This is a genomic window from Dactylosporangium sp. CA-233914, from assembly GCF_050942935.1.
GTDB lineage: Bacteria > Actinomycetota > Actinomycetes > Mycobacteriales > Micromonosporaceae > Dactylosporangium.
On the sequence record NZ_CP192030.1, the window covers coordinates 2145108 to 2169195 of the forward strand.

Annotated in this window: 23 protein-coding genes and 1 pseudogene; 15 read left to right on the forward strand and 9 right to left on the reverse strand. The window is 71.9% G+C overall.

Going from position 1 to position 24088, the window contains the following annotated elements:
• Positions 1-7: 7 nt before the first annotated feature.
• Positions 8-865, reverse strand: coding sequence for a carbohydrate kinase family protein (locus ACQPY0_RS09805; protein WP_432995136.1), 858 nt, complete (start codon positions 863-865; stop codon positions 8-10).
• Positions 866-1229: 364 nt separating this feature from the next.
• Positions 1230-2138, reverse strand: a complete 909-nt coding sequence (locus tag ACQPY0_RS09810; RefSeq protein ID WP_432987087.1) for a pseudouridine-5'-phosphate glycosidase — start codon at positions 2136-2138, stop codon at positions 1230-1232.
• Between the two features lie 164 nt (positions 2139-2302).
• Between ACQPY0_RS09810 and ACQPY0_RS09815 the strand changes: the two genes are divergently transcribed.
• Entirely contained in the window at positions 2303-2581 is a 279-nt protein-coding gene (locus tag ACQPY0_RS09815; protein ID WP_432987089.1) for a DUF3039 domain-containing protein, read from the forward strand.
• Between the two features lie 294 nt (positions 2582-2875).
• Positions 2876-4597: a DEAD/DEAH box helicase gene (locus tag ACQPY0_RS09820; RefSeq protein ID WP_432987091.1), complete on the forward strand. Its 1722-nt coding sequence runs from the start codon at positions 2876-2878 to the stop codon at positions 4595-4597.
• 987 nt (positions 4598-5584) lie between these two features.
• Here the strand turns inward: ACQPY0_RS09820 and ACQPY0_RS09825 are convergent.
• Both ACQPY0_RS09825 and ACQPY0_RS09830 read right to left on the reverse strand, forming a co-directional pair.
• On the reverse strand, positions 5585-5818 hold the full coding sequence (locus tag ACQPY0_RS09825) for a DUF7455 domain-containing protein (RefSeq protein ID WP_432987093.1): 234 nt from the start codon (positions 5816-5818) through the stop codon (positions 5585-5587).
• 306 nt (positions 5819-6124) lie between these two features.
• Positions 6125-7813 carry an RNA polymerase sigma factor gene (locus tag ACQPY0_RS09830; RefSeq protein WP_432987095.1) on the reverse strand — a complete coding sequence of 563 codons (1689 nt, stop codon included), beginning with the start codon at positions 7811-7813 and terminating at the stop codon, positions 6125-6127.
• 266 nt (positions 7814-8079) lie between these two features.
• On the opposite strand from ACQPY0_RS09830, the gene ACQPY0_RS09835 reads away from it, so the two are divergent.
• The gene (locus ACQPY0_RS09835) at positions 8080-8877 is read left to right on the forward strand and encodes an inositol monophosphatase family protein (protein WP_432987097.1); all 798 of its coding nucleotides are present in this window, start codon (positions 8080-8082) and stop codon (positions 8875-8877) included.
• Between the two features lie 32 nt (positions 8878-8909).
• Here the strand turns inward: ACQPY0_RS09835 and ACQPY0_RS09840 are convergent, their stop codons facing one another.
• Complete coding sequence (locus ACQPY0_RS09840; protein WP_432987099.1) at positions 8910-9458, reverse strand: LytR C-terminal domain-containing protein; 549 nt, start codon at positions 9456-9458, stop codon at positions 8910-8912.
• Between the two features lie 368 nt (positions 9459-9826).
• On the opposite strand from ACQPY0_RS09840, the gene ACQPY0_RS09845 reads away from it, so the two are divergent.
• Positions 9827-10123: a DUF4193 domain-containing protein gene (locus ACQPY0_RS09845; protein WP_432987101.1), complete on the forward strand. Its 297-nt coding sequence runs from the start codon at positions 9827-9829 to the stop codon at positions 10121-10123.
• A gap of 114 nt (positions 10124-10237) precedes the next feature.
• Positions 10238-11068 carry a hypothetical protein gene (locus ACQPY0_RS09850; RefSeq protein ID WP_432987102.1) on the forward strand — a complete coding sequence of 277 codons (831 nt, stop codon included), beginning with the start codon at positions 10238-10240 and terminating at the stop codon, positions 11066-11068.
• On the opposite strand, the gene ACQPY0_RS09855 is transcribed toward ACQPY0_RS09850, so the two are convergent.
• Positions 11047-11517, reverse strand: coding sequence for a DUF3093 domain-containing protein (locus ACQPY0_RS09855; RefSeq protein WP_432987104.1), 471 nt, complete (start codon positions 11515-11517; stop codon positions 11047-11049). The two genes, ACQPY0_RS09850 and ACQPY0_RS09855, sit on opposite strands and share 22 nt — an antisense overlap.
• Positions 11518-11586: 69 nt before the next feature.
• On the opposite strand from ACQPY0_RS09855, the gene dut reads away from it, so the two are divergent.
• The 4 genes from dut (at position 11587) to ACQPY0_RS09875 (ending at position 14012) form a co-directional block, all read left to right on the forward strand.
• A complete protein-coding gene (dut, locus tag ACQPY0_RS09860; protein ID WP_432987106.1) occupies positions 11587-12060 on the forward strand; it encodes a dUTP diphosphatase in 474 nt (157 codons plus the stop codon).
• Positions 12057-12827 (forward strand): DUF3710 domain-containing protein, encoded by a 771-nt coding sequence (locus ACQPY0_RS09865; protein WP_432987108.1) that lies wholly within the window; start codon positions 12057-12059, stop codon positions 12825-12827. Before dut ends, ACQPY0_RS09865 begins: the two co-directional genes overlap by 4 nt.
• A gap of 63 nt (positions 12828-12890) precedes the next feature.
• Positions 12891-13283 carry an OB-fold nucleic acid binding domain-containing protein gene (locus ACQPY0_RS09870; protein WP_432995138.1) on the forward strand — a complete coding sequence of 131 codons (393 nt, stop codon included), beginning with the start codon at positions 12891-12893 and terminating at the stop codon, positions 13281-13283.
• A gap of 6 nt (positions 13284-13289) precedes the next feature.
• Entirely contained in the window at positions 13290-14012 is a 723-nt protein-coding gene (locus ACQPY0_RS09875; RefSeq protein WP_432987109.1) for a DUF3159 domain-containing protein, read from the forward strand.
• Here the strand turns inward: ACQPY0_RS09875 and ACQPY0_RS09880 are convergent.
• Together ACQPY0_RS09880 and ACQPY0_RS09885 are read right to left on the reverse strand one after the other, a co-directional pair.
• Positions 14009-14704: a potassium channel family protein gene (locus ACQPY0_RS09880; RefSeq protein WP_432995140.1), complete on the reverse strand. Its 696-nt coding sequence runs from the start codon at positions 14702-14704 to the stop codon at positions 14009-14011. The genes ACQPY0_RS09875 and ACQPY0_RS09880 overlap by 4 nt on opposite strands.
• Positions 14701-15366: a potassium channel family protein gene (locus ACQPY0_RS09885; protein WP_432987111.1), complete on the reverse strand. Its 666-nt coding sequence runs from the start codon at positions 15364-15366 to the stop codon at positions 14701-14703. Before ACQPY0_RS09885 ends, ACQPY0_RS09880 begins: the two co-directional genes overlap by 4 nt.
• Before the next feature lie 99 nt (positions 15367-15465).
• On the opposite strand from ACQPY0_RS09885, the gene ACQPY0_RS09890 reads away from it, so the two are divergent.
• Entirely contained in the window at positions 15466-17469 is a 2004-nt protein-coding gene (locus tag ACQPY0_RS09890; RefSeq protein WP_432987113.1) for an APC family permease, read from the forward strand.
• Positions 17466-18669: pseudogene (locus tag ACQPY0_RS09895) on the forward strand (class I SAM-dependent RNA methyltransferase); the annotation flags it as partial. The gene ACQPY0_RS09890 and the pseudogene ACQPY0_RS09895, both read left to right, overlap by 4 nt.
• Positions 18670-18907: 238 nt before the next feature.
• On the opposite strand, the gene ACQPY0_RS09900 reads toward ACQPY0_RS09895, so the two are convergent.
• Positions 18908-19681, reverse strand: a complete 774-nt coding sequence (locus ACQPY0_RS09900; protein WP_432987115.1) for an RNA ligase family protein — start codon at positions 19679-19681, stop codon at positions 18908-18910.
• 92 nt (positions 19682-19773) lie between these two features.
• Here ACQPY0_RS09900 and ACQPY0_RS09905 point away from each other — a divergent pair, with 92 nt between their 5' ends.
• The 4 genes from ACQPY0_RS09905 to dxs all read left to right on the forward strand — a co-directional run bounded on the left by ACQPY0_RS09905 (position 19774) and on the right by dxs (position 24072).
• Positions 19774-20505: a type I 3-dehydroquinate dehydratase gene (locus tag ACQPY0_RS09905; protein WP_432987117.1), complete on the forward strand. Its 732-nt coding sequence runs from the start codon at positions 19774-19776 to the stop codon at positions 20503-20505.
• Positions 20492-20818 carry a hypothetical protein gene (locus ACQPY0_RS09910; protein WP_432987119.1) on the forward strand — a complete coding sequence of 109 codons (327 nt, stop codon included), beginning with the start codon at positions 20492-20494 and terminating at the stop codon, positions 20816-20818. The genes ACQPY0_RS09905 and ACQPY0_RS09910 overlap by 14 nt, the downstream gene beginning before the upstream one ends.
• 72 nt (positions 20819-20890) lie before the next feature.
• Positions 20891-21943, forward strand: a complete 1053-nt coding sequence (locus tag ACQPY0_RS09915; protein ID WP_432987121.1) for a hypothetical protein — start codon at positions 20891-20893, stop codon at positions 21941-21943.
• Between the two features lie 164 nt (positions 21944-22107).
• A complete protein-coding gene (gene dxs, locus ACQPY0_RS09920) occupies positions 22108-24072 on the forward strand; it encodes a 1-deoxy-D-xylulose-5-phosphate synthase (RefSeq protein ID WP_432987123.1) in 1965 nt (654 codons plus the stop codon).
• Positions 24073-24088: the final 16 nt, after the last annotated feature.

Genomic DNA, 24088 nt, shown 5'->3' on the forward strand with positions numbered 1-24088 from the left:
GTCTTCGTCAGGGGCGGCCTCCCAGCGTGGCGACCGCGCGGGCGCCGAGCTCGTTTCCGCGGCGCAGCGACTCCTCCACCGTGTCCCCGCCCAGCCAGGCCGCGAGGAACCCGGCGGCGAACGCGTCGCCGGCGCCGGTCGGGTCGACGACCTCCGGCACGGTCACGCCGGGTGCCCAGGACCTGCCGTTCGCGTCGGCCCAGGCGGCGCCGTGCGGGCCGGACTTCACCACGACCGCATCGGCGTAGGCGAGCAGGTCAGCGGGCTCGTCGGCCCCCAGGACCCGGGCCTCGTCGAGGTTGGCGAACAGGATGTCCGGCCGCGGTGCCGCCTGCAGGAACGCCCCCGCCCCGAGCCGCTGGAGCGGCGCCGCGGACGCGGCGTCCAGGCTCGTCGTGAGCCCCCGGCGCCGGGCCTCGGCCAGCGCGAGCCGGCCGGCGGGCGCACAGTCGGCGTCGAAGAGCACATATGCGGACAGGTGCAGGTGCCGCAGCCCCGGCAGGTCCAGCGCCCGCTGCACGTCCTCGGGGCCGAGCAGCCGGTTGGCGCCCCGATCCGTGAACATCGTGCGCTCGGCGTCCGAGGTCAGCACCACCACCGTGCCGGTCGCGACCCCCGGCACCCGGCGCACGCTCGTCGTCACCCCCGCCGCCCGCAGCTCGGCGACCCGGGTGTCCCCGGGCTCGTCCGCACCCGCGACCCCGGCGAACGCGACCGGGCACCCGGCCACGGCCAGCCAGGCCGCGGTGTTCGCCGCCGAGCCGCCACCCGCGATCCGCACCCGGGCGATGGTGTCCGAGCCGATGGCGAGCGGCCCTTCGTGCACCGTGAGGATGTCGGTGACCACGTCACCGATGACGAGCACGCTCACGGCGCCCCACCCGGCCTCGCGCTGACGGGGATCCGGACTGCGGCTCGTCGCGGCGTCGAGACCGCCCCGGGCAGCGGCTCGGTCGTCCAGATCCGCTGGCATCCCGTCGATGGCTGGGACGTCTTGGCCGGCTGCCGGCCTTGCATCGGGGAGTCCGGCGGATCGTTCAAGGGCTGGCCCGGGGACTCGTTCTGGTCGGTGATGCGGCGGTCTCGTCCGGGCTGGTCCTGAGCCGACCCCGTCCGGTGCGGGTGCGGTCTCGGCCGGTGCCGGTCCGGTCCTGGCTGCTCGGCGCGGGTGCGGCCGGGGTTGGCGCCGCGGTGGGGTCCAGCGAGTTGGCGCATCTCGGCGGCCTTGGTCACAGGGCGGTGGCGATGCGGGCGGCCAGGTCGGCGTTGCGCAGGATGATGCGGACGTTGACGTCCAGGCTGCGGCCCTCCGTCGCGGTGTGGAAGTAGGACAGCAGATAGGGCGTGACGTCCTTGCCCGTGATGCCGTCGCGCTCCAGGCCGGCCAGGCCCTCGGCCAGAACACGGTCGTGCAGGGCCGGGTCCAGTTGCTCGTCCGCCGGGAGGGGGTTGGCCACGATCAGGGCGCCCTGGTGGACGTCGTGGGTGCGGGCGGCGCGGATGATGTCGGCGATCGCGGCCGGGTCGCCGGCGGACCAGTCGAGGTCGAAGCCGGCGTCGGTGAGGTAGAAGCCCGGGAAGCGGCGGGTGCCGTAGCCGACGACGCTGACGCCCAGGGTTTCCAGGCGCTCCAGGGTGGCGTGGACGTCGAGGATCGACTTCACGCCGGCGCAGACGATCGCGATCGGCAGGCGGGACAGGGCGGTCAGGTCCGCCGACTCGTCGAACGTCGTGGCGGCGCCGCGGTGGACGCCGCCCAGGCCGCCCGTGGCGAAGACCGAAATGCCGGCCCGCGCGGCGATGGCCGAGGTGGCGGCGACCGTGGTGGCGCCATCGGCGCGGGCGGCCGCGGCCGGGGCCAGGTCGCGGACGGAGAGCTTGACCACGTCGTCGCTCCCGGCGAGGTGCTCGATCTCGGGCTCGGACAGGCCCACCACGATCTCTCCGGCGATCATGCCGATGGTGGCGGGGACGGCACCGGCGGCTCGCACCGTCGACTCGATCTCCTTGGCGACGGTGAGGTTGGCCGGGCGCGGGAGACCGTGCGAGATGATCGTGCTCTCCAGCGCGACGATCGGCGCGCCGGCGTTGCGGGCGGCCTCGACTTCGGGGCCGAAGCGAATGACGTGGTTGATCACGTGGTCACGATAGCCCGAGCGGGTGAGGTGGCCTCGGGTTGTCCACAGGGAGGCGGTGCCGGGCGCCGGGGAGTTATCCACAGGGCGTCCTGCCGGGCGGGGGTTGTCCACAGGCGGGCCCGCGGTACGGGCCAATTCCGGCCGGGCCTGGCAGACTGGGAGCCGTGACGACCACTCCCGAAAACGGTGGCGGGACTCTCACCGACGAGCGCGTCGAAGAGCAGACCAGCACCGACTATCGCTACGACGCCGGCGACCACGAGAAGTTCTCGCACTACGCGCCGAAGGACAAGATCATGCAGGCCATGATCGAAGGCACGCCGGTGCGGGCGCTGTGCGGGAAGCTCTGGGTGCCCTCGCGGGACCCGAGCCGGTTCCCGGTCTGCCCGGTGTGCAAGGACCTCTACGAGAACGTTGTTCAGAACGACGACTCGAGCTCGTGACGTTCGGCTCGGTTCGGCGCATCGCCGGCCGTAGCCCGCTAGGCTGTCAACGCCTTCGCGGTCCGCGCTGACGCGAGGGCGTTTTCATGCGCCCTAGGTTCGTGCCAAAGCGGACGAACGGGGCGGATCTCCTCGGCGCGGTCGTAACCGGAAAGCCGCGTCGATCGCTAAGGAACTGTTCGGCGGTCGGCCGAAGGGGAGAGGCCGGCCACGGCCCGGGAGACCGGGCGGTGACAGGGCCTCGGAGAAGCCGCGGAGTTCGGCGCGTACGTGACGTATCGGGAGGGGTGCCGCATGCCGCCGCGTCCGGTGGTGCAGCAAGGTCAGACGCTTCGGGTGTGGCAGCGCAAGGCCCTGATGGAGTATCTGCGCGGCAAGCGCGAGGACTTCCTCGCCGTCGCCACGCCGGGCGCCGGCAAGACCACGTTCGCGCTGCGGGTGGCGCTGGAGTTGTTCGCGGACGGGACCATCGACAACCTCACCGTCGTCACGCCCACCGAGCATCTCAAGACGCAGTGGGCCCAGGCCGCCGCGCAGGTCGGGATCGACCTCGACGCCGGGTTCCGCAACTCCGACGTGCACGCCGCGTCGGACTTCCACGGGACCGTGGTGACGTATGCGCAGGTGGGCATCGCACCTGCGGTACACAAGCGGCGGACCATCACGCGGCGGACCCTGGTGGTGCTGGACGAGATCCACCACGCCGGGGACTCGAAGTCCTGGGGCGACGGGGTGCGGGCGGCGTTCGAGCCGGCGGTGCGGCGGCTGATGCTCACCGGGACGCCGTTCCGCTCGGACGAGAACCCGATCCCCTTCGTGGAGTACGAGCGCGGGCCCGACGGGATTCAGCGCTCGCGCTCGGACACCGTGTACGGATACTCCGACGCGCTGCGGGACGGGGTCGTGCGGCCGGTCATCTTCCTGGCGTACTCGGGAGAGACCCGCTGGCGGACCTCGGCCGGCGACGAGCTGTCGGCGCGGCTCGGCGAGCCCATGACGCAGGATCTCATCGGGCAGGCGTGGCGTACGGCGCTGGACCCCAGGGGCGACTGGATGCCCCAGGTGCTGCGGGCCGCCGACGCGCGGCTGCAGAAGCTGCGGGCCGACGGGATACCGGACGCCGGCGGCCTGGTGATCGCCACCGACCAGCAGAACGCCCGGGCGTATGCGAAGCTGCTCACCGACCTCACCGGCGAGAAGCCCGTCGTCGTGCTCTCCGACGACGTGGGCGCCTCGGGGCGGATCGCCGCCTTCGCGGCGTCGCAGGAGCGGTGGATGGTCGCGGTGCGGATGGTGTCCGAGGGCGTCGACATCCCGCGGCTCGCCGTCGGGGTGTACGCCACCAGCGCCTCGACCCCGCTGTTCTTCGCCCAGGCCATCGGGCGGTTCGTGCGCGCCCGGCGCCCCGGGGAGACGGCCACGGTCTTCGTGCCGAGCGTGCCGCACCTGCTGGAGCTGGCCAGCGAGATGGAGGCGCAGCGCAACCACGTCCTGGGGGAGCCGAAGACCAAGGACGGGTACGACGACGATGAGCTGGAGCGGGCCAACCGCGAGGAGAAGGCCAGCGGCGAGCTGGAGAACTCCTTCGAGGCGCTCTTCGCGACCGCCGAGCTCGACCAGGTCATCTACGACGGGGCCACCTTCGGCATGCCGGCGCAGGTGGGCACGGCCGAAGAGGAGGAGTACCTCGGGCTGCCGGGTCTGCTCACGCCCGACCAGGTCTCCGCGCTGCTGCAGAAGCGCCAGGCCGACCAGGTCGCGGCCGAGCGGCGCAGGGGTCCGGCCGCCCCGGCCACGGTGGCACCGGAGATCCCGCAGCAGCCGAAGACGGCCGGGGAGAAGCGGATCGTGCTGCGGCGGCAGCTCAACACCCTGGTCGCCGCGCATCACCACCGGACCGGGCTGCCGCACGGGAAGATCCACGCGGAGCTGCGCCGGCTGTGCGGTGGCCCGCCGAGCGCGCAGGCGACGATCGAGCAGCTCGAGGAGCGGATCGCCACGATCCAGACATTCTGACCGGGCCGTCCTGGGTGGCATTTCGGATTTGTACCGATATGAGCCCATCGGTCGGCACTCGTGCTCGAGGGTCTCAACGGCGTCGTCCGGGCGAGCGGACGGGCTGAGTGTCTCGGCCTGGGGGCGTGGGCGCTGGCTGATCGGGATGCTGCGGCGCTCGGCTCGGCGGGGCGGTTCGGGGCCGGCGGTGCTGGGGGCGACGGGCGGTTCGGGGCTGGGCGGTGCTGTCGAGGGCGCTGCGGTGCTGGGGGGCGACGGGGCGGCTCGGGGCCGGTGGAGCGGTCGAGGGCGCTGCGGCGCTCGGCTCGGCGGTTCGAGGCTGGCGGTGCTGTTGAGGGCGGTTGGGAGCCGGTGGCGTGGTCGAGGGCGCGGCGGTGCTGGGGGCGGTTCGAGGCTGGCGGTGCTGTTGAGGGCGGTTGGGAGCCGGCGGTGTGGTCGAGGGCGCGGCGGTGCTGGGGCGGTTCGGGGCTAGCGTGCTGTTGAGGGCGTTTGGGGCGGACAGCGTCGAAGGCCCACGGGCCAGGTGGGGGCGGGGTGGTGGGGTCGCGGTTCAGGGCGACAAGCGCCGGAGGGGCTGCTCAGGGGTCCCGTGAGGCCGGATGGTGCGTTGGAGCAGGGCGCCGCTGTGCCACGGGCGTGTGAGGCCGGTTGTGGCGCTTCAGGGGGCCAGGGCGCGGTGCCGGGCGGCGTGAGCGCCCGGTTGTGCGCTCAGGGGCTAGGGGCTCGGGGGCCGCGGTGCCGGGCGGCTGTGAGGGACCGGTTGTGCGCTCAGGGGCCAGAGGGGCGCGGTGCTGGGCGGCTGTGAGGGCCCGGTTGTGCGGCGCCCAGGGGGCCAAGGGCGCGGTGCCAAGGCCGTGCACGCTGGAGGGTTTCGTGGCGGGGCTTGGGGGTCGGGTGGCCGGGGGATCGGATGATGCCGGCCGTTACCGGGGCGGAAAAGACCGCAGGGCACCCCGGGGGGGCGCCCTGCGGTCGTGCGTATTGGTCTCAGCCGGCCGAAAGTTCGGAGCCGCGCCACGCGAAGTCCGGGGCCACGGCGTACTCGACAGCGATCTTGACCAGCTGGTCGGCGTACTTGTTGGCGTGATGTCCACAGAAGATCAGGTCGCCGCCTTCGGCGAGCCTCACTCTGAGTTTCCCTGCCGCGTTGCAGCGGTCGCACCGTTCCTCGGCGGCGGGGGGCGCCGCCGTCTCCGGCGGCGGCGTGAGGGTCGGGGTCATCGCCTTCCTCCTCTGATCGTCACCGACGAACGCTTCCTTGCGTCGTTCACAGATGGTTCAACACCGTGTTGCCCGACATCGTTCCCGCTTCGTGCGCGGGACCGATGTCACATTTCCGTCGTGCCCGCGGGGGCCGCTCCTGGGCCGGACCGAACACCCGCTACGTGCTTCCTATCGCGCCTTGCTTGCGATCACAAGTGGCTTGGCGTGGCGCCCACGCCTGTGTAATGCCCTCGGTGACCGGAAACACACCCGGGCCACCCCAAATGGGGCGGCCCGGGTTCGCGCAGAGCGAAAAACGATCGTTCAGTCCAAGTAGTCGCGCAGGACCTGAGAACGCGACGGGTGGCGCAGTTTCGACATCGTCTTCGACTCGATCTGGCGGATGCGCTCGCGGGTCACGCCGTAGACCTGGCCGATCTCGTCCAGGGTGCGCGGCTGGCCGTCGGTGAGGCCGAAGCGCAGCCGGACCACACCCGCCTCCCGCTCCGACAGGGTCTGCAGCACCTGCTGGAGCTGGTCCTGCAGCAGCGAGAACGAGACCGCGTCGACGGCGACGACCGCCTCGGAGTCCTCGATGAAGTCGCCCAGCTGGCTGTCGCCCTCGTCGCCGATGGTCTGGTCGAGGGAGATGGGCTCGCGCGCATACTGCTGGATCTCCAGCACCTTCTCCGGCGTGATGTCCATCTCCTTGGCCAGCTCCTCCGGGGTGGGCTCGCGGCCCAGGTCCTGGAGCAGCTCGCGCTGGATGCGGCCGAGCTTGTTGATGACCTCGACCATGTGCACCGGGATGCGGATGGTGCGGGCCTGGTCGGCCATGGCGCGGGTGATGGCCTGGCGGATCCACCAGGTGGCGTACGTCGAGAACTTGTAGCCCTTGGTGTAGTCGAACTTCTCGACGGCGCGGATGAGGCCGAGGTTGCCCTCCTGGATGAGGTCCAGGAACGCCATGCCGCGACCTGTGTAGCGCTTCGCGAGCGAGACGACCAGGCGCAGGTTGGCCTCGAGCAGGTGGTTCTTGGCCCGCTCGCCGTCGCGCGAGATCCACATGAAGTCGCGGCTGGCCGGCATCTGCATCGGCTCGCCGGCGTCCTCGGCCGCGCGCAGGCGCTCGGCCGCATACAGCCCGGCCTCGATGCGCTTGGCCAGCTCGACCTCCTGCTCGGCGTTGAGCAGCGGGACCTTGCCGATCTGCTTGAGGTAGGCGCGGACCGAGTCGGCCGAGGCGGTGAGCTCGGCGTCGCGCCGGGCCTGCTTGAGGGCCTCGGACTCGTCGTCGTCCCACGCGAAGTCGTCGTCGGTGGCCGTGGCCTCCGCGTCGGCCTCGGCGGCCTTGGTCGCCTCGACCGGCTCGTCGACGATCACGTCCTCGATCTCGGCGGCCAGGGCGGCGTCGTCGAGCTCCTCGAGGTCGGGCTCCTCGCCGGGGGTGCCGGTCGGCGCGGCCGGCTCGGCGGCCTCGCCGGGCGACGCCTTCTTGGTGGCGACCGGGGCGGCCTTGGCCGGCGCGGCCTTCTTCGCCGCCTTCTTGGCGGGCGCGGCCTTCTTCGCCGGTGCCGCGGCCGAAGCGGCGGCGGCGGGCGCGGCGGCAGCCGCAGCGGATGCGGTGGGCGCGGATGGCGCGGCCTTCTTCACGGGGACCTTCTTCGCCGCCGCCGGCTCCGGTGCACGGGACTCGACGGCTGTGAGCGGCTTGGCAGCGGGTGCCTTATGGGCCGGCGCGGCCTTGGCGGTGGCCGCCTTGGACGCGGGAGTGGCGGACCGGGCCGCGGCGACCCGGCGCCGGCTGTGCGCGGAGTCGTCGACCACGACGGTGACGCCCGCCTCGGCCAGGCTCCTCAGCAGCTTCTTGGCGTGCGCCGGGGTTACCTCTGCGGTGTCGACCGCCTGCGCGACCTCCGCCGACGTCAAGTGACCGCCATTGGCGGCCGCACGCGCGATCAGCGTGTCGGCGAGGGAACGTACGTCAACGCTGGGCTGGTGAGCTGCAGTCACGAACGACCTTCCGGTGCGATGAGCGAGCGACGGCCGATGCGGCCGGGTTCGCGCACGGCGCGGCCGTGCTGAGTGGCCGGGTTGCTTGTGGTGGTGGCGCCCGAGTTCGTCGTGGCTCCGGGCGGATTCACGAACGACAGCGGGCAGCGCGTGAATTGTAACGCTCTCTTGCCCCAACATCCCCTCTTGAGGGGGCTGGACGCGCGTCTTGTGACCGAACGGATGGGCTGCGGGGGACCGGAGGCGGCTTTGTAAGGATGGTGACCATGGACCGACCGGCACAACTTCTGGCCCTTGCCGTGGACGTCGCCCGCTCCGCGAGTGACCTGGCCAACCGGATGCGCGCCGAGGGCGTGGACCCCGTCGCGACCAAGTCGACCGCGACCGATGTGGTCACCGCCGCCGACCGCGCGGTGGAGCAACATGTACGGGACAGGCTGCGGGCGGCCCGCCCGGGCGACGCGGTGCTGGGGGAGGAGTACGGCGGCGGCCAGGACCGGACCACCGTGCGCTGGATCGTCGACCCGATCGACGGGACCGTGAACTACCTCTACGACCTGCCGCAGTACGCGGTCTCGCTGGCCGCCGAGGTCGACGGCGTGGTCGTCGCCGGGGTGGTGCGCAACGCCGCCACCGGCCGGGAGTGGACCGCGACCCGGGGCGGGGGCGCCTTCTGCGGCGAGCGGCGCCTGGTCGCCTCCGGCGAGACCGACCTCGGCCAGGCGCTGGTCGGGACCGGCTTCGGATACGCCGCCGAGCGCCGGCTGCACCAGGCGCGGGTGCTCGCCGGGCTGATCGGGCACGTACGCGACATCCGCCGCTTCGGCGCCGCCTCGATCGACCTGTGCCTCGTGGCGGAGGGCAGCCTGGACGCATACTACGAGAAGGGCCTCAACGACTGGGACCGCGCCGCCGGCGGGCTCATCGCCGCCGAGGCCGGCGCTCTGGTGACCGGCCTGGACGGCGCGCAGCCGGGGCCGGCGATGCTCATCGCCGCGCCGCCCGGACTCCACGAACAGCTCCACGCGCGCCTCAGCCGGCTCGATGCGGCCGGAGGGCCGTAGACCGGGGACGCCCATGCGGTGCTGCTGAAGATTCAGCTGTCCTCCTTGGCGCAGGTGCCCTCCGGCAGCTCCGGGTTGCCCAGCGCCGCGATCGCCTGGTTGACCTCCGTGGTCGTCGGCAGCTGCTTGAACCGGCCGCCCAGGATGATCTCGACCTTGTCGTCCTGGCGGGCCTTGTCGAACTCCGACCGGGCCTGGTCCAGGAAGTACGCGCGCACCAGCCACTCCGCCCCGACCGTCTGAGGCCCGTAGCGGATCACCGCGACCACGTCCTGCGCCTTGTTCACCGGCGGGTTGGGCGCGGCGGTGACCACCTTCGCCTCCTTGAACCGGCGGCTGAGGAAGTCGTTGGCCACGTCGGAGGCGGCGCCGGCGCGGTTGGTCGCGTTGAAGACCGTGACCTTGACCTCCTCCTGCGTCGGCAGCTTGGCGTTGGCCATCACCGCGCCCTCGGCGCACTTCTTGGAATCGCCGGCGGAGCCGCCCTGGTGGTCCTTGACCACGGCGACGATCACGAACACGGCCGCGGCGACGATGAGGATGCCGATCACCGCGAGCGCTCTCACCCGCGCAAAACTCATGGCCCGCTCCCCGCGTCCCGCCTCGTACGTTGCTCTGTCACCAGAGAAGACGCTCTGGCTGCCGGAGAGGTTAGCGCCTGGGCCCGGGACTTGCTGAAGTCGCCACCGGACATACCACAAAGTTCCTCCTCGCTGCCCCGGACGACTCCCCGCGGGAACCGGCGGGCGGGGGGTATCGTCAGCGCGTCTCGGGACAAGCCGGCCACGATTGTGGTGTCGCCTCGGTCACAGTGGGAACAAGTTTCCGTGTGCGGGCGTACAACAAACGTCCGAGGGCGGTAAGGTACGCCGCCCTGGACGTTGAAGACGACGTTGCTTCGGGCGCCCCTGCGAACCCGGCGACATTGAAATTGGGAGTGTGAACACCGATGGCCACCGACTACGACGCGCCACGTCGCGACGAGGTCGACCTCGGGGAGGACAGCCTCGAGGAGCTGAAGTCCCGCCGCACCGATGCGCAGTCCGCGACCGTCGACGTGGACGACTCCGACGTCGGCGAGAACTTCGAGCTGCCGGGCGCCGACCTCGCCGACGAGGACATGACGGTGAAGGTCCTGCCGATGCAGGCCGACGAGTTCCGCTGCTCGCGCTGCTTCCTGGTGCACCACCGCAGCCAGCTGGCCGTCGAGCGCAACGGGGAGCTGATCTGCCGCGAGTGTGCGTGACCGCCGTCACGTGCACGACTGTTCCGTACGGTAGCGATTTGATCACGCGGAACTGGCGCCGGCGTGCTTCAGTTTGAATCGGCGACCGATTTGCCGTACCCCCGGAGGTTCACGATGGTCGAGCCGGTGCCCGCCGACGAGGCGGCCGAGAACGCGCCCGTCCAGCCGGAAGGGCAGGCCGCCGCCGCTCAGCCGGCCGCCCCGGCGGACGACGCGGCGCTCTCCCAGGCCGTGGTGGCGCTCACCGGCGACGACGTTCCCGTCGAGGAGCGGCGCCGCCTGCTGGGGCGACTCGTGCGCCTCGAGATCGGCGAGCGCGGGGTCAAGGACGTCTTCCGGCCGAAGAAGGCGATCGGCTGGATCACCGACTCGGTGACCAGGGTCGCGCCGCACATCCCGGTGCGCGACCTGGCGACGCTGCGCGTGCACTACCCCGGGCTGGAGGGCGACGCGCTGGCCGAGCGGCTGGTGCGCAACGCCGCGCGGGTCACCGCCGGCATCGGCGCGGCCGGCGGAGGCGTCGCGGCGATCGAGTGGGTCGCCACGCCGACCCTGCTCTCCGCCCCGGTGCTGCTGGCCGCCGAGACCGTCGCGGTCGTGGCGGTCGAGATGAAGCTGATCGGGGAGCTGCACGCGGTCTACGGCCACCCGGTCACCGGCTCGGGCACCCAGCGGGCGCTCGCGCTCATCCAGGCCTGGGCCGAGCGGCGGGGGGTCAACCCGCTGCGGGTCGGCGGCAGCGTCGCGGCCGCGATGGGCACCGCGCTGCGCAAGGAGCTGCGCGATCGGCTGCTGAGGCGGTTCGGGCGCAACCTGTCCACCATGGGGCCGTTCCTGACCGGCGCGGCCGTCGGCGGCTTTCTCAACCGCCGCGCCACGCTCGCCCTCGGCGAGGAGATCCGCAAGGACCTCAGGAGCCAGGCTCAGCCGGCCATCGAGGCCTGAGCCGCCTGGCGGATCGCGTCCGCGAGCGCCTCGGGGCGCCGGGTGCTGATCAGCCAGTACGGCGTGGGGTCGGCCTCGTCGCGAACCTCCACGCGCACGGCCGGCCCGATCCACGGGCGCTGCACGACGAACGCCTCGGGGTCCGAGTACGGGCCGAGCAGGTCGTGCTTGTCCGCGGCGGCGAGCGGGGTCACCTCACCGACGTACCGCAGCGGGATGCGCGCGTCGTCGACCCGGAACTCCCCGTTGGACACCTCGATGCGGATGCGGCCCAGCCACCACAGGCCGACCAGGGTCAGGGGCAGCAGCACCAGGTAGGCGATCCACGTCGCCGCGCCCGGGGCGCCCAGCTTCACCTCGGCGGCCAGCGCCGCGGCGACGGCGACGGCGGGCAGCCACAGCCACCACGACAGGCTGAGCCGCTCGCGGTACGGGTTGTTCGGGGCCACGTAGGCGAGGGTACGTGTTCGGGCCCCGGAGTGACCGGGCAGGATAGGCGGCAGAACGGAGGTAATGGGATGGACGTGCTCGTGCGGCAGCTGGATCCGGGACTGCCCCTGCCCGCCTACGCGCACCCGGGCGACGCCGGCGCCGATCTGCACGCGGCGCAGGACGTCGAGCTGGGCCCGGGTGAGCGGGCGCTGGTGCGCACCGGGATCGCGATCGCGCTGCCCGAGGGGTACGTCGGCCTCGTGCACCCGCGCTCCGGCCTGGCCGCGCGGATGGGGGTGACCGTCCTCAACGCCCCGGGCACGCTCGACGCGGGGTATCGGGGCGAAATCCTGGTGAACCTCATCAATCACGATCGAGTGATATCGGCGAAGATATCCCGTGGTGACCGAATTGCCCAGCTTGTGATCCAGCGCGTGGAGCGGGCACACTTCCACGTCGTCGACGACCTTCCCGATACTGTGCGCGGGGCCGGTGGCCACGGGTCGACCGGCGGGCATGCCGGACTCGTGCCGGCAGCGAACTTGGAGGCAGAGCAGTGATCTTCTCGCGCAACCGCGGCGGGAGCGGGCGGCACGCCAAGTCGGACCCGCGCGCCCGGGAGACCTTCGACCGGGACCTCGACGAGGAGTTCGACGACGACCTCGACGCGGTCGAGGAGGACGACGAGCCGCGCGCGGGCAAGTCGGCCCGCCCCGAGGGCCCCTACGACATCTCCGAGGCCCCCGCCGGCATCGCCCAGCTCGACCTCGGCGCCCTCAAGGTGCCCGCGGTCGACGGGGTCGAGGTGCGGGTCCAGGCCGACAACGACGGGCGGATCCAGCAGATCGTGCTCGTGTTCGCAGACAGCGCGCTGCAGCTGGGCGTGTTCGCCGCGCCGCGCAGTGAGGGCATCTGGGGCGAGGTGCGCGGCGAGATCCGCAAGCAGCTGTTCAACGACGGCGTCGCGGCCGAGGAGGTCTCCGGTGACTACGGCGCCGAACTGCGCGCCCGGGTCCGCACGCCGGAGGGCCTGACCGACATTCGCTTCGTCGGCGTCGACGGCCCCCGCTGGCTGGTCCGCGCGGTCTTCCAGGGTCCGGCGGCGATCGACCCGCAGGCGGCCCAGCCGCTGCTGGAGTGCCTGCACAACCTGGTCGTCGACCGCGGCCACGAGGCCATGCCGGTGCGCGAGCCGCTGCCGCTGCACCTGCCCAAGGAGGTCGCCGAGGCCGGCGCCCAGTCCGGAGAGGCCGAGGACGGGCCGAACGGCGTGGATGGTACCTCCCCGGAGCGCCGAAAGCCGTCACCGAGGCCACGTCGCAAGTAGCGAAAAAGCGCGTACCGTCGTAACAAGGGTGTCATGGCGGCCGAAGGGAAGAGCACCGTCATCATGGCCACGGACAGTGAGAACGCGGTCGAGGAACGGGGCCTGCGAAAGTTTCTTCGCCGGCTGACCGCGAGCGACTCCGAGCTCGAGGCGGAGGAGCTGCAGCGCGACGCGAAGGAGTGCGGCAGCATGCCGGCGCTGGCGTGTCAGCGCGGCCAGGTGGTGAGCCTCAAGGGCCGGCTGCGCACGGTGGTGTACACCCCGCGCACCAACCTGCCGACCCTGGAGGCCGAACTGTTCGACGGCAGCGACCTCGTCACGCTGGTGTGGCTGGGGCGCCGCCACATCGCCGGCATCGAGCCGGGTCGAGCGATCACGGCGAAGGGGCGCATCGCCGTACGGGATGGTCGTAAGGTGCTCTACAACCCGTACTACGAGCTCGACACACCACGATGAGGGCGGATGCAGCCAGCGAATCCAGGTAGCGAGACCACGCCCGCCGCCAAGGACCGCGACGAGGAGGAGCCGCTCCCGCCGTTCTCGGTCCAGATGGCGCAGCAGCTCGGCGGGGTGCGCGGGCTCGTGGAGTCCAGCATCCCGATCACGCTGTTCATCGTGGTCAACTTCCTGGGCGATCACTACAAGTGGTGGTCACTGCAGACGTCGCTGATCATCGCCGTCGGCGCGGCGCTGTCGATGGCGGTCTACCGCCTCACCCGCCGCGAGCCGGTCCGCCACGCACTCAACGGCGTGTTCGGCATCGCGCTGGGCGCCTACATCGCCTGGAAGAGCGGCGACGCCAAGGACGTGTACCTGCCCGGCATGCTGCTCACCGTCGGATACGTGCTCGGCATGCTCGTCTCGGTGGCCATCCGCCGCCCGCTCGTCGGCTGGCTGTGGTCGGTGACCCTGGACGGCGGCACGACGCGCTGGTACGACAACGCCCGCCTGCGCCGGTCCTTCATGTGGCTGACGGTGCTGTGGGCCGTCGTCTACGCGCTCAAGCTCGGCGTGCAGATCCTGCTCTACCGTGACAGCAGCGCCGACTCCGACGACCTGCTCGGCATCGCGCGCCTGGCGCTGGGCTGGCCACCCTATGCGCTGCTGGCCGCACTCACGGTCTGGCGGGCCCGCCGGATCCTCCGCGACGAGCCCGAACCCGAGGCCGAACCCGAGGCGGCTTAGAACACCTTCCCGCGCGGCGGGCGGGACTCCTCGCCCAGGATCACCGCCCGGACGGACTCCTCCATCTCCGCGGTCACCACGAAGACCAGCTCGTCGCCGGCCTCCAGCGGGTCGTCGGGGGTCGGGACCAGCACCCGGCGGCCGCGCAGCACGGCCACCAGCGCCGAGTCGTGCGGCAGCGGCACGTCGCGGACGGGGTGGCCGACGTAGGGCGCGTTCTCCGGCAGCGTGATCTCCACGAGGTTGGCCTCGGCCTGCCGGAACGTCATGAGCCGGACCAGGTCACCGACCGAGACCGCCTCCTCGACCAGCGCCGCCATCAGCCGCGGCTTGCTGACGGAGACGTCGACGCCCCACTGCTCGTTGAACAGCCACTCGTTCTCGGCCCGGTTGACGCGGGCCACCACCCGCGGGACCGCGAACTCGGTCTTGGCCAGCAGCGACACGACCAGGTTGACCTTGTCGTCGCCGGTGGCCGCGACGACCACGTCGCAGGAGGACAGGTCCGCCTCCTGCAGGCTGGAAAGCTCGCAGGCGTCGGCGAGAATCCATTCGGCGGCGGGCACCCGCTCCGGGCGGACCATCCGCGGCACCCGCTCGATGAGCATGACCTCGTGGCCGTTGTCGACGAGCTCCTTGGCGATGGAGCGGCCCACGTTGCCGGCCCCGGCAATCGCGATGCGCATGGTCAGTGTCCCCCTTCGGGCGCCGAGCCGATGACCTTCGTCACAGCGGCGGCGACCTCGTCCGTCAGCAGGATGAACGCCAGGTCCCCGTCCTGGATCACGGTGGACGCGGTGGGCAGCATCGCCACGCCGAAGCGCATCAGGTAGGCCAGCCGGGCGCCGCTGCGCTGCTCCAGCTGGGCCACCGTGTGCCCGATCCAGTCCGGGTGCATCGGCACCTCGACGATCGACACGGTGCTGGTCGGATCGCGCCAGATCTCCACGTTGCCCTCGGGCACGAGGTGGCGCATCATCCGGTCGGCGGTCCAGCGCACTGTCGCCACGGTCGGTATGCCGAGGCGCTCGTAGACCTCCGCGCGCTTCGGGTCGTAGATGCGGGCCACGACCCGCCCCACGCCGAACGTCTCCCGGGCCACGCGGGCCGAGATGATGTTCGAGTTGTCGCCCGACGAGACGGCGGCGAAGGCGTCGGCCCGCTCGATGCCGGCCTGTACCAGCACCTCGCGGTCGTACCCGACCCCGGTCACCGTGGTGCCCTGGAACTCCGAGCCCAGCCGGCGGAACGCGTCCGCATCGACGTCGACCACCGCGACCGTGTGTCCGCGCTGCTCCAGACTCTGCGCCAGCGTGGATCCCACGCGGCCGCACCCCATGATCACGACGTGCACGTCCCCGCCTCCGTGTCCTCCGGCACTCCGTCACGAGGATGTCATGTGCGATGCGGACCGGTGCAAGTGGAGGCGGGGCGGCCCGTACGCTTAGATGTCGTGGCCAGTCCCACCTCCCTGATGAAGCGGCTGCTCCTGGGCCGACCGTTCCGTTCGGACCGGCTCAAACACACGCTGTTGCCCAAGCGCATCGCGCTGCCGGTGTTCGCCTCGGACGCGCTGTCCTCGGTCGCGTACGCGCCCGACGAGGTGCTGCTGACCCTGTCGATCGCCGGCGCGTCGGCGCTGACCATCTCCCCGTGGATCGGCCTCGCCGTCGCCGTGGTGATGCTCACAGTGGTGGCGAGCTACCGCCAGAACGTGCACGCGTACCCCTCCGGCGGCGGCGACTACGAGGTGGCGACGGTGAACCTCGGCCCCCGCTTCGGCGTGGCGGTCGCGAGCGCCCTGCTGGTCGACTACGTGCTGACCGTGGCCGTCTCCACCGCCTCGGGCGTGGCCAACCTCGGCTCCGTGGTCCCGTGGGTCGCCACGCACAAGGTCGCCATCTCCATCATCGCGATCGCCCTGCTCACCGCCATGAACCTGCGCGGCATCCGGGAGTCCGGGGCGGCGTTCGCGATCCCGACGTACGGCTTCATGATCGTGATGATCGGCATGGTCGTGACCGGCTTCTTCAAGATCTTCGTCCTCGGTCAGGACCTGAAGGCGCCCAGCGCCGACCTCGTCATCCACGCCGAGCACGCCAACATGACCGGCCTGGCCATGGCGTTCCTGCTGCTGCGCACGTTCTCCTCCGGCTGCGCGGCGCTGACCGGCGTCGAGGCCATCTCCAACGGCGTGCCCGCGTTCAAGGAGCCGAAGAGCAAGAACGCCGCGACGACGCTGCTGCTGCTCGGCACGCTGTCCATCACGATGCTGATCGGCATCATCATGCTGGCCAACAAAACGGGGCTGAAGTTCGTGGAGAACCCCGGGCAGATCGAGAGCGGCCCGGCCGGCTACGTGCAGAAGACGGTCACGACCCAGCTCGGCCAGACGGTGTTCGGGGCCGGCTCCGTTCTGCTGTACGTCGTGGCGGTCATCACAGCCCTGATCCTGTTCCTGGCCGCGAACACCGCGTTCAACGGCTTCCCGGTGCTCGGCTCGATCCTGGCCCAGGACCGCTACCTGCCCCGCCAGCTGCACACGCGCGGCGACCGGCTCGCCTTCTCCAACGGCATCATCCTGCTGGCCCTCGCCGCGATGGTGCTCATCATCGGCTTCAACGGCGAGGTGACGCGGCTCATCCAGCTGTACATCGTGGGCGTTTTTGTGTCCTTCACGCTCTCGCAGGCCGGCATGATCCGGCACTGGAACCGGCTGCTGCGCACGGTGCGCGACAAGCAGGCCCGCAACCGGATGATCCGCTCGCGGACCATCAACATGATCGGCCTGACCCTCACCGGCGCCGTGCTGATCGTCGTGCTCATCACCAAGTTCCTGCTGGGCGCGTACATCGCCATCATCGCGATGATCGTCATCTACTTCCTGATGGTCGGCATCAAGAAGCACTACGACACCGTCGCCCGCGAGCTGACGCCCGCGCAGGACCGGCCCGTCCTGCCGGCCCGCAACCACGCCGTGGTGCTCGTCTCCAAGGTTCACCGCCCGACGCTGCGCGCCGTCGCCTACGCCCAGGCCACCCGCCCGGACTCGCTGACCGCGCTCACCGTCAACGTCGACGACCACGACACGCGGGCGCTGCAGGAGGATTGGGAGAGGCGCGAGATTCCGGTGCCGCTGACCGTCATCGACAGCCCATATCGTGAGATCAACCGGCCGATCCTGGACTTCGTGCGCCGCAAGCGCCGCGACTCCCCGCGCGACGTGGTGACCGTGTTCATTCCCGAGTACGTGGTGGGCAAGTGGTGGGAGCATCTGCTGCACAACCAGAGCGCGCTGCGGCTCAAGGGGCGGCTGCTGTTCGAGCCGGGCGTGATGGTGACCAGCGTGCCGTGGCAGCTGAGCTCGATCGGGGACGTGGACATCGACCGGCTGGACGCGACGCTGAGCCGCGGCCCGAAGCGCGGGCCCCGCTCGGCGGCCACCCCCGAGTCGTGACCGGCCTGCTCGAGCTCGAGGTCGGTTCCGTCGCCCACGGGGGGATGTGCGTGGCGCGGCACGACGGGCAGGTGGTGTTCGTGCGGCACGCGCTGCCGGGGGAGCGGGTGCTGGCGCGGATCACCGAGCGGCGCAAGGGCTTCCTGCGCGCCGATGCGGTGGAGATCCTGCTGCCCTCGCCGGACCGGGTCATCCCGCCCTGCCCGTTCGCCGGCCCCGGCGCGTGCGGCGGCTGCGACTGGCAGCATGCCTCGTGGCCGGCGCAGCGCTCGCTGAAGTCGCGGGTGCTGGTCGAGCAGCTGACCCGCTTGGGTGGAATTTCCGATTTTTCGGATTTATCGGTACTGGTTGAGCCGCTTCCGGGCGGCCCGTTGTCCTGGCGCAGCCGGGTCCAGTACGCGGTCGACGAGTCCGGGCAGGCGGGCTTCCACCGCCATCGCTCCGCCGACGTGATCCCGGTGGACCGCTGCCGCATCGCGCACCCGGCGATTCAGGCCTTGCCGATCCTGGACCGGTCCTGGCCCCCGGGCGCGGTGATCGAGGCCGCCGCGTCGTCGACGGGCGAGACGGCGGTGCTGACCCGCGGCTCGCGCACCGGCCCGCCGACCGGCCCGATCCCCAAGATCCGCGAGCAGGCGGCCGGCCACGAGTGGGTCCTGGACGCCGGCGGCTTCTGGCAGGTGCACCCGCACGCGGTGGAGGCCTTCACCACCACGGTCCTGCGGATGCTGGCCCCCGCCCCGGCCGAGCGGGCCTGGGATCTGTACGGCGGCGCGGGCGTCTTCGCCGCGGCTCTGGCCCCGCACTGCGGCCCGGTCACGGTGGTCGAGTCCGACCCCCGCGCGGTGGCGTCGGGTCGCCGGGCCCTGCGCGACCTGGCCAACGTGACGTTCGCCCGCGGCGACGTGGCCCAGGTCCTGGCCAATCCGCACTGGCGCCGGGTCGACATCGTGGTTCTGGACCCGCCCCGCTCGGGCGCGGGCCGCGCGGTGGTGTCGGCGATCGCGGCCCGCGCGCCGCGGGCGGTGGCCTACGTGGCCTGCGATCCGGCGGCGTTCGCCCGCGACGTGCGCACGTTCGGCGAACTCGGCTACGCCCTCACCGGAATGCGCGCGTTCGACAGCTTCCCGATGACCCAGCACTTCGAGACCATCGGCCTGCTGACCCCGCGCGAGCCCCTCGCGGGCGCCTGAGGCGAGCCGCTCGCCGCCTGACTCCGCGAGAGCCACTCGCCGCCTGACCCCGCGCGAGGCTCCGCTAGCTCGCGGCCGCCGGGCGGCGCCGATCGCCGGGCGGCTTGGCACAACGGCGTTCGAAGCAGCTCGTTTCGGCACCCCGTTTCGGCGCAGGACTCCGGCGGTGGCGCTCCGATCCAAACCTGATCCTACCATCCCCACAAAAGTTGGATCTTCAAATATGTCTCTCCGTGATCGCCAGGTTACCGGCGGCGCTTCAAGGTTCTTGTGTAGTCCTGGAAGCGGGCCTTGGCGATCACCTTGCGGTCCGGGCTTCGCAACACTATGCCTTCCGGGCGGCCCTGGGCCTTCTCGTCCAGGCCCACCAGCGTCTTCGGTAGCCGCTCGGTCAGCAGTGCGTGCATGCCCTCGACCGACTCCGGCAGCGTGTCGGTGCGAAACAGCCGCGGCGTCAGCTCCAGGCCCGCGGTCGCGGCCAGGTCCGTCAGGTCCTGCTCCTCGGCGAAGGGCTGGCCGCCGGCCTCGCGCCAGGCCGAGATCCGCGACTGCGGCCAGGTGAATGGTTCGGACCAGTTCTCGAGGCGTACCACGTCGAAGAGGCGCCAGCCGAACCTCGCCGGGTCGGTCGTGTACTGCCTGGCCGCGCCGCCCACCTTGCCGCCGTAGAGCTCCAGGAAGTACACGTGAAGCCCGGATTCGTGCGTCTCCACCAGCCGGTCGGCGACCGCGCGCAGGTTTTCCACGATGCCCAGCGCCGGGTTGCCGATCAGGTCGCCGCGGGCGTGAAGCAGCTCCTCGCGGGAGCCGATGACGTAGTTTCCGTCGGGCAGCAGGACGATCCGGCTGTTGGTGCCGTCGACCTTCTCGGTCGCGATGATGTCGGCCGGGAACGCGGTGGCGGACTCCAGCAGGGTGCCGTCGCGCGGGTCCAGCTCATGGTAGGTGGGGATCGACGGGTACTTCGTCAGGGAGTTGAGAACCCGCAGATCCGCAGCGCGCAGATCGAAGCGATGCATTGGGCCAGCATGGGCCAGCCTGCGGCGGTGCGGCATCCGGTTTTAGACTCGCGGCCGAGGCACGGGGACGACGACGAACCAGGGGAGCGGGCTTGGCAACCGAGGCAATGCTGCGGGCGCGGCTGACCGGCGCGGCGCCGCTGGTCGCGGTCAGCTTCGGCGACGACGACGCCGCGGGGCACGCGGCCCGCGCCCGTGCGGCCGGGGTCGACCTGGCCGAGCTGCGCATCGACTGGCACCGGGACACCGCGCCGGCGGCCGTGCTGCGCGCCATCGCGCCGTTCCGGGCCGCAGGGCTGCCGACGCTGGCCACGATCCGCTCCAAGGCCGAGGGCGGCTACTGGCAAGGCGACGAGGCCACCCGGCTGCGGCTGTTCGAGGCCGTGCTGCCCGGGGTCGACGCGGTCGACGTCGAGCTGTCCGCGTCCGGGATCCTGCCGGACGTGATCTCCGCGGCGCGGGCGGCCGGCAAGCCGGTCATCGTGTCGTACCACGACTTCGAGCGCACCCCGGACGAGGCCGCGCTGCGGGCGACCGTCGAGGCGGCCCGATACGCGGGCGCCGACGTCGTCAAGATCAGCACGATGGTGCACAGGACCGCGGACCTGAAGGTGCTCGCCGGGCTGCTGCTGCGATACGAGCCCATGATCGTGATCGGCATGGGGCCGGTCGGCGCCGGGACGCGCGTGTTCTTCCCGCTGCTGGGGTCCCGGGTCACCTACTCGGCGATCGGCGGGCGGCCCGCCCCGGGCCAGCTGCCCTTCGAGGAGACGGTCCGACTGCTGTCGCAGTTCTCGCCGGAGTACGCCGGTGAGCGAGGATAGCCCGCGCCGCGACCCCAGGCGGGCGCTGCGCAAGACCGTCGCGCAGACTGTCGTCGTCTTCACCGTCCCGTTCGTCTTCGCGATCGGGCGGGCCGCGCTCGGGCTCACGAAGCTCAAGGTCGACCGGAGTCCGGCCGACTGGGGCGTGTGGGGGACCGGGGTCGGGCTGATGGTGCTCGCCTCGGCGGTGGCGGTCCAGGCCCTGCGCGGCCGGACCCCGCCGCGGGCCGTCTGGTGGGCCGGCGGGCTGTGGCTGGCCGGGCTGGTCCTCGCGATCGTGTACGCCCAGATGGTCCCGCCGCCCACCCGCTGACCCGGGGGGCGGGCAGCGCGGCTGGCGCCCGGCCCCTATCTTCTGTGTCGAGCCGCACGATACGGAGGAACAATGACCCACCCCCCGACCGAGCCGGGACCGGGCGGACTGCCGCAGCCGCAGCAGCCGCCGCAGTACGCACCGGGGGCGTCCTACGACCCGGCGCAGGCGTACGTGGTGTACCAGGCCGTGCCGACCTCGGGGTACGGCATCCCGACCTCGGGTCAGGCCGGCTTCGACCCGATGATCAGCCCGGACTACAACGGCTGGTGGCAGCGTAGCCTCACGATCTTCAAGGGCGCCTGGCGGCAGCTGGCGGTCCTGCAGTTCATCGGCTTCGTGCTCACCCTCGCGGTGCTCATCCCCGAGGGCATCTGGGCGGCGACCGCCTTCGAGGGCATCTACACCACCAGCGAGGGCGACGTCGGCAACGTCGACCTCACCGGGCTGCTCGCCCCGTTCGCGCTGATCTTCGTGGGCACCGTGCTGGCCGGCCTGGTCGGCTGTGTGATCACGGTGGCCGGCAACCACATCGCGGTCGCGGTCGCCGCCGGGGTGCCGCCGCGGATCGGCCCCGCGCTGGGCCTGGCCGCGCGCCGGTTCCTGCCGCTGTGGGGCTGGCAGCTGCTCGCGTCGGTGATCATCGGGCTGGGCGTGTGCGCGTGCCTGCTCCCGGGCATCTACCTCTACGCCGTGTTCGTCACCCTGCCCGCGGTCGTCACCTTCGAGCGCAACCTCGGCGCGATCGGGCGCTGCTTCCAGATCTTCCACCGCGACTTCGGCAGCGCGGCCGCCCGCATCGCCACGATCGCGGGGCTGACGCTGGTGATCGGCATCGTGTCGTACGTCGTCGCGCAGATCATCGCCGCGGCCTTCACCGGGACCGGCTCGGCCGCGAGCGGCACCGCACTGACCGCCGCGGCGGTCGCCGGCGTGGTCGTCAGCCAGGTGTTCTCGACGCTGCTGGAGTCGGGCATGAAGATGCTCACCGACGTGCTGACCGTGACCGCGTACGCCGACCTGCGCGCCCGCCTCGAGCCGCTGTCGACCCCGGTGCTGGCCGCCGAGGTCGGCATCACCCCGGCGACGGCGGCTTCGCAGTGGGTGGCGCCGCCGCCGGCCTGATTCGGCGGTTGATGCCGCGTGGGCCGGACCCGGGTGGCCGGCTCGCTCACCCGCGGGGTGGTCGCGGTCGGGCGGGCGTGAACACCTGGCCGGGATGTGTGGAACCTGTCAAGATTCCTTCGGCCAAGGTACGGGCAGTCCCGGCCCCACTAGACTCGGCGGTCATGAGTACAGAAGAGAACGAGGCCGCGTCCCTGCTGAGCACGGTCCGGGCCCCGGGTGATCTTCGTAATCTGACCGCCGAGCAGCTCGACGTGCTCGCCGCGGAGATCCGCGACTTCCTCATCGCGAAGGTCTCCCGCACCGGCGGTCACCTCGGCCCCAACCTCGGCGTCGTCGAGCTGACCCTGGCGCTGCACCGGGTCTTCGACTCGCCCAAGGATCGTATTCTGTTCGATACGGGCCACCAGGCGTACGTGCACAAGATCGTGACCGGCCGGCAGGACGGCTTCGACCTCCTGCGCCGCCGCGGCGGGCTGACGGGCTACCCCAGCCAGGCCGAGAGCGAGCACGACATCATCGAGAACTCGCACGCCTCGACCGCGCTGTCCTACGCCGACGGCCTGTCCAAGGCCTTCGCCCTGCGCGGCGAGCCCCGCCACGTCGTCGCCGTCGTCGGCGACGGGGCGCTCACCGGCGGCATGTGCTGGGAGGCGCTGAACAACATCGCCGCCGCCAAGAACCCGCTGGTCATCATCGTCAACGACAACGGCCGCTCCTACTCGCCGACCATCGGCGGGCTCGCCGACCACCTGTCCAACCTGCGGCTCAACCCCGGCTACGAGAAGGTCCTCGACCTGGTCAAGGACTCCCTCGGCCGGACCCCGCTGGTCGGCCCGCCGCTCTACGAGGTGCTCCACGCGGTCAAGAAGGGCATCAAGGACGCCGTCGCGCCGCAGGCGATGTTCGAGGACCTCGGGATCAAATACGTCGGGCCCGTCGACGGCCACGACCGCGAGGCCGTCGAGTCCGCCCTGCGCAAGGCCAAGAACTTCGGCGGCCCGGTCATCGTGCACGCCGTGACCCGCAAGGGCTTCGGCTACCGCCCGGCGATGGAGGACCAGGCCGACTGCCTGCACGGCCCGGGCGCCTTCGACATCGAGACCGGCAAGCTGCTCGCCCCGGCCTCGCTGAAGTGGACCGGCGTCTTCGCCGACGAGCTGGTCGCGATCGCCGACGAGCGGGCCGACATCGTCGGCATCACCGCCGCGATGGCCGAGCCGACCGGCATCGCCAAGCTCATGCGCAAATACCCGGAGCGCGCCTACGACGTCGGCATCGCCGAGCAGCACGCGGCCACCTCCGCGGCCGGCCTCGCCATCGGCGGCCTGCACCCGGTCGTCGCCGTCTACGCCACGTTCCTCAACCGCGCCTTCGACCAGGTCCTGCTCGACGTGGCCATGCACCGGCTGCCGGTGACGTTCGTGCTCGACCGGGCCGGCATCACCGGCCCCGACGGCCCGTCGCACTACGGCATCTGGGACATGTCGGTCTTCGGCGTGGTGCCGGGCCTGCGCCTGGCCGCCCCGCGCGACGCCCAGACGGTCCGCGAGGAGCTGCGCGAGGCCGTCGGCATCGAGGACGGCCCGACGATCCTGCGCTTCCCGACCGGCTCCGTCCCGGCCGACCTGCCGGCCCTGCGCCGCGTGGGCGGCGTCGACGGCTTCGGCGGCGTGGACGTGCTCGCCGAGCACGAGCGCAAGGACGTCCTGCTGGTCAGCGTCGGTGCCTTCGCCCACATGTCCGTCGATGTCGCCGGCCGCCTGGCCGAGCAGGGCTTCGGTGTCACGGTCGTCGACCCGCGCTGGGTCCGCCCGGTCCCGGTCGAGCTGGTCGCCCTGGCCCGCGAGCACCGCCTGGTGGTCACCCTGGAGGACGGCGTGCGCACCGGTGGCGTCGGCGACGCCCTGGCCAAGTCCCTGCGCGACGCCGAGGTCTGGGTCCCGCTGCGCGACCTGGGCGTCCCGCAGGGCTTCCACCCGCACGGCTCGCGCAACGAGATCCTGGCCGACCTGGGCCTGACCGCCCAGGACGTCGCCCGCCAGGTCACCGAGTGGGTGAGCCGCATCGAGGAGCCGGCCCCGCTGCCGGCCGCCGCGCCGACCCGGGCCCGCGCGCCCCGGCGCTGATCCGCCCGCCCCCGCG

Excerpts from the sequence above, each read along its gene's own strand:
- ACQPY0_RS09820 (WP_432987091.1), top strand. The coding sequence starts at position 2,876 with ATGCCGCCGCGTCCGGTGGTGCAGCAAGGTCAGACGCTTCGGGTGTGG.
- ACQPY0_RS09825 (WP_432987093.1), bottom strand. The coding sequence starts at position 5,818 with ATGACCCCGACCCTCACGCCGCCGCCGGAGACGGCGGCGCCCCCCGCC.
- ACQPY0_RS09835 (WP_432987097.1), top strand. The coding sequence starts at position 8,080 with ATGGACCGACCGGCACAACTTCTGGCCCTTGCCGTGGACGTCGCCCGC.
- ACQPY0_RS09840 (WP_432987099.1), bottom strand. The coding sequence starts at position 9,458 with ATGAGTTTTGCGCGGGTGAGAGCGCTCGCGGTGATCGGCATCCTCATC.
- ACQPY0_RS09845 (WP_432987101.1), top strand. The coding sequence starts at position 9,827 with ATGGCCACCGACTACGACGCGCCACGTCGCGACGAGGTCGACCTCGGG.
- ACQPY0_RS09850 (WP_432987102.1), top strand. The coding sequence starts at position 10,238 with ATGGTCGAGCCGGTGCCCGCCGACGAGGCGGCCGAGAACGCGCCCGTC.
- dut (WP_432987106.1), top strand. The coding sequence starts at position 11,587 with ATGGACGTGCTCGTGCGGCAGCTGGATCCGGGACTGCCCCTGCCCGCC.
- ACQPY0_RS09870 (WP_432995138.1), top strand. The coding sequence starts at position 12,891 with ATGGCCACGGACAGTGAGAACGCGGTCGAGGAACGGGGCCTGCGAAAG.
- ACQPY0_RS09875 (WP_432987109.1), top strand. The coding sequence starts at position 13,290 with ATGCAGCCAGCGAATCCAGGTAGCGAGACCACGCCCGCCGCCAAGGAC.
- ACQPY0_RS09900 (WP_432987115.1), bottom strand. The coding sequence starts at position 19,681 with ATGCATCGCTTCGATCTGCGCGCTGCGGATCTGCGGGTTCTCAACTCC.
- ACQPY0_RS09915 (WP_432987121.1), top strand. The coding sequence starts at position 20,891 with ATGACCCACCCCCCGACCGAGCCGGGACCGGGCGGACTGCCGCAGCCG.
- dxs (WP_432987123.1), top strand. The coding sequence starts at position 22,108 with ATGAGTACAGAAGAGAACGAGGCCGCGTCCCTGCTGAGCACGGTCCGG.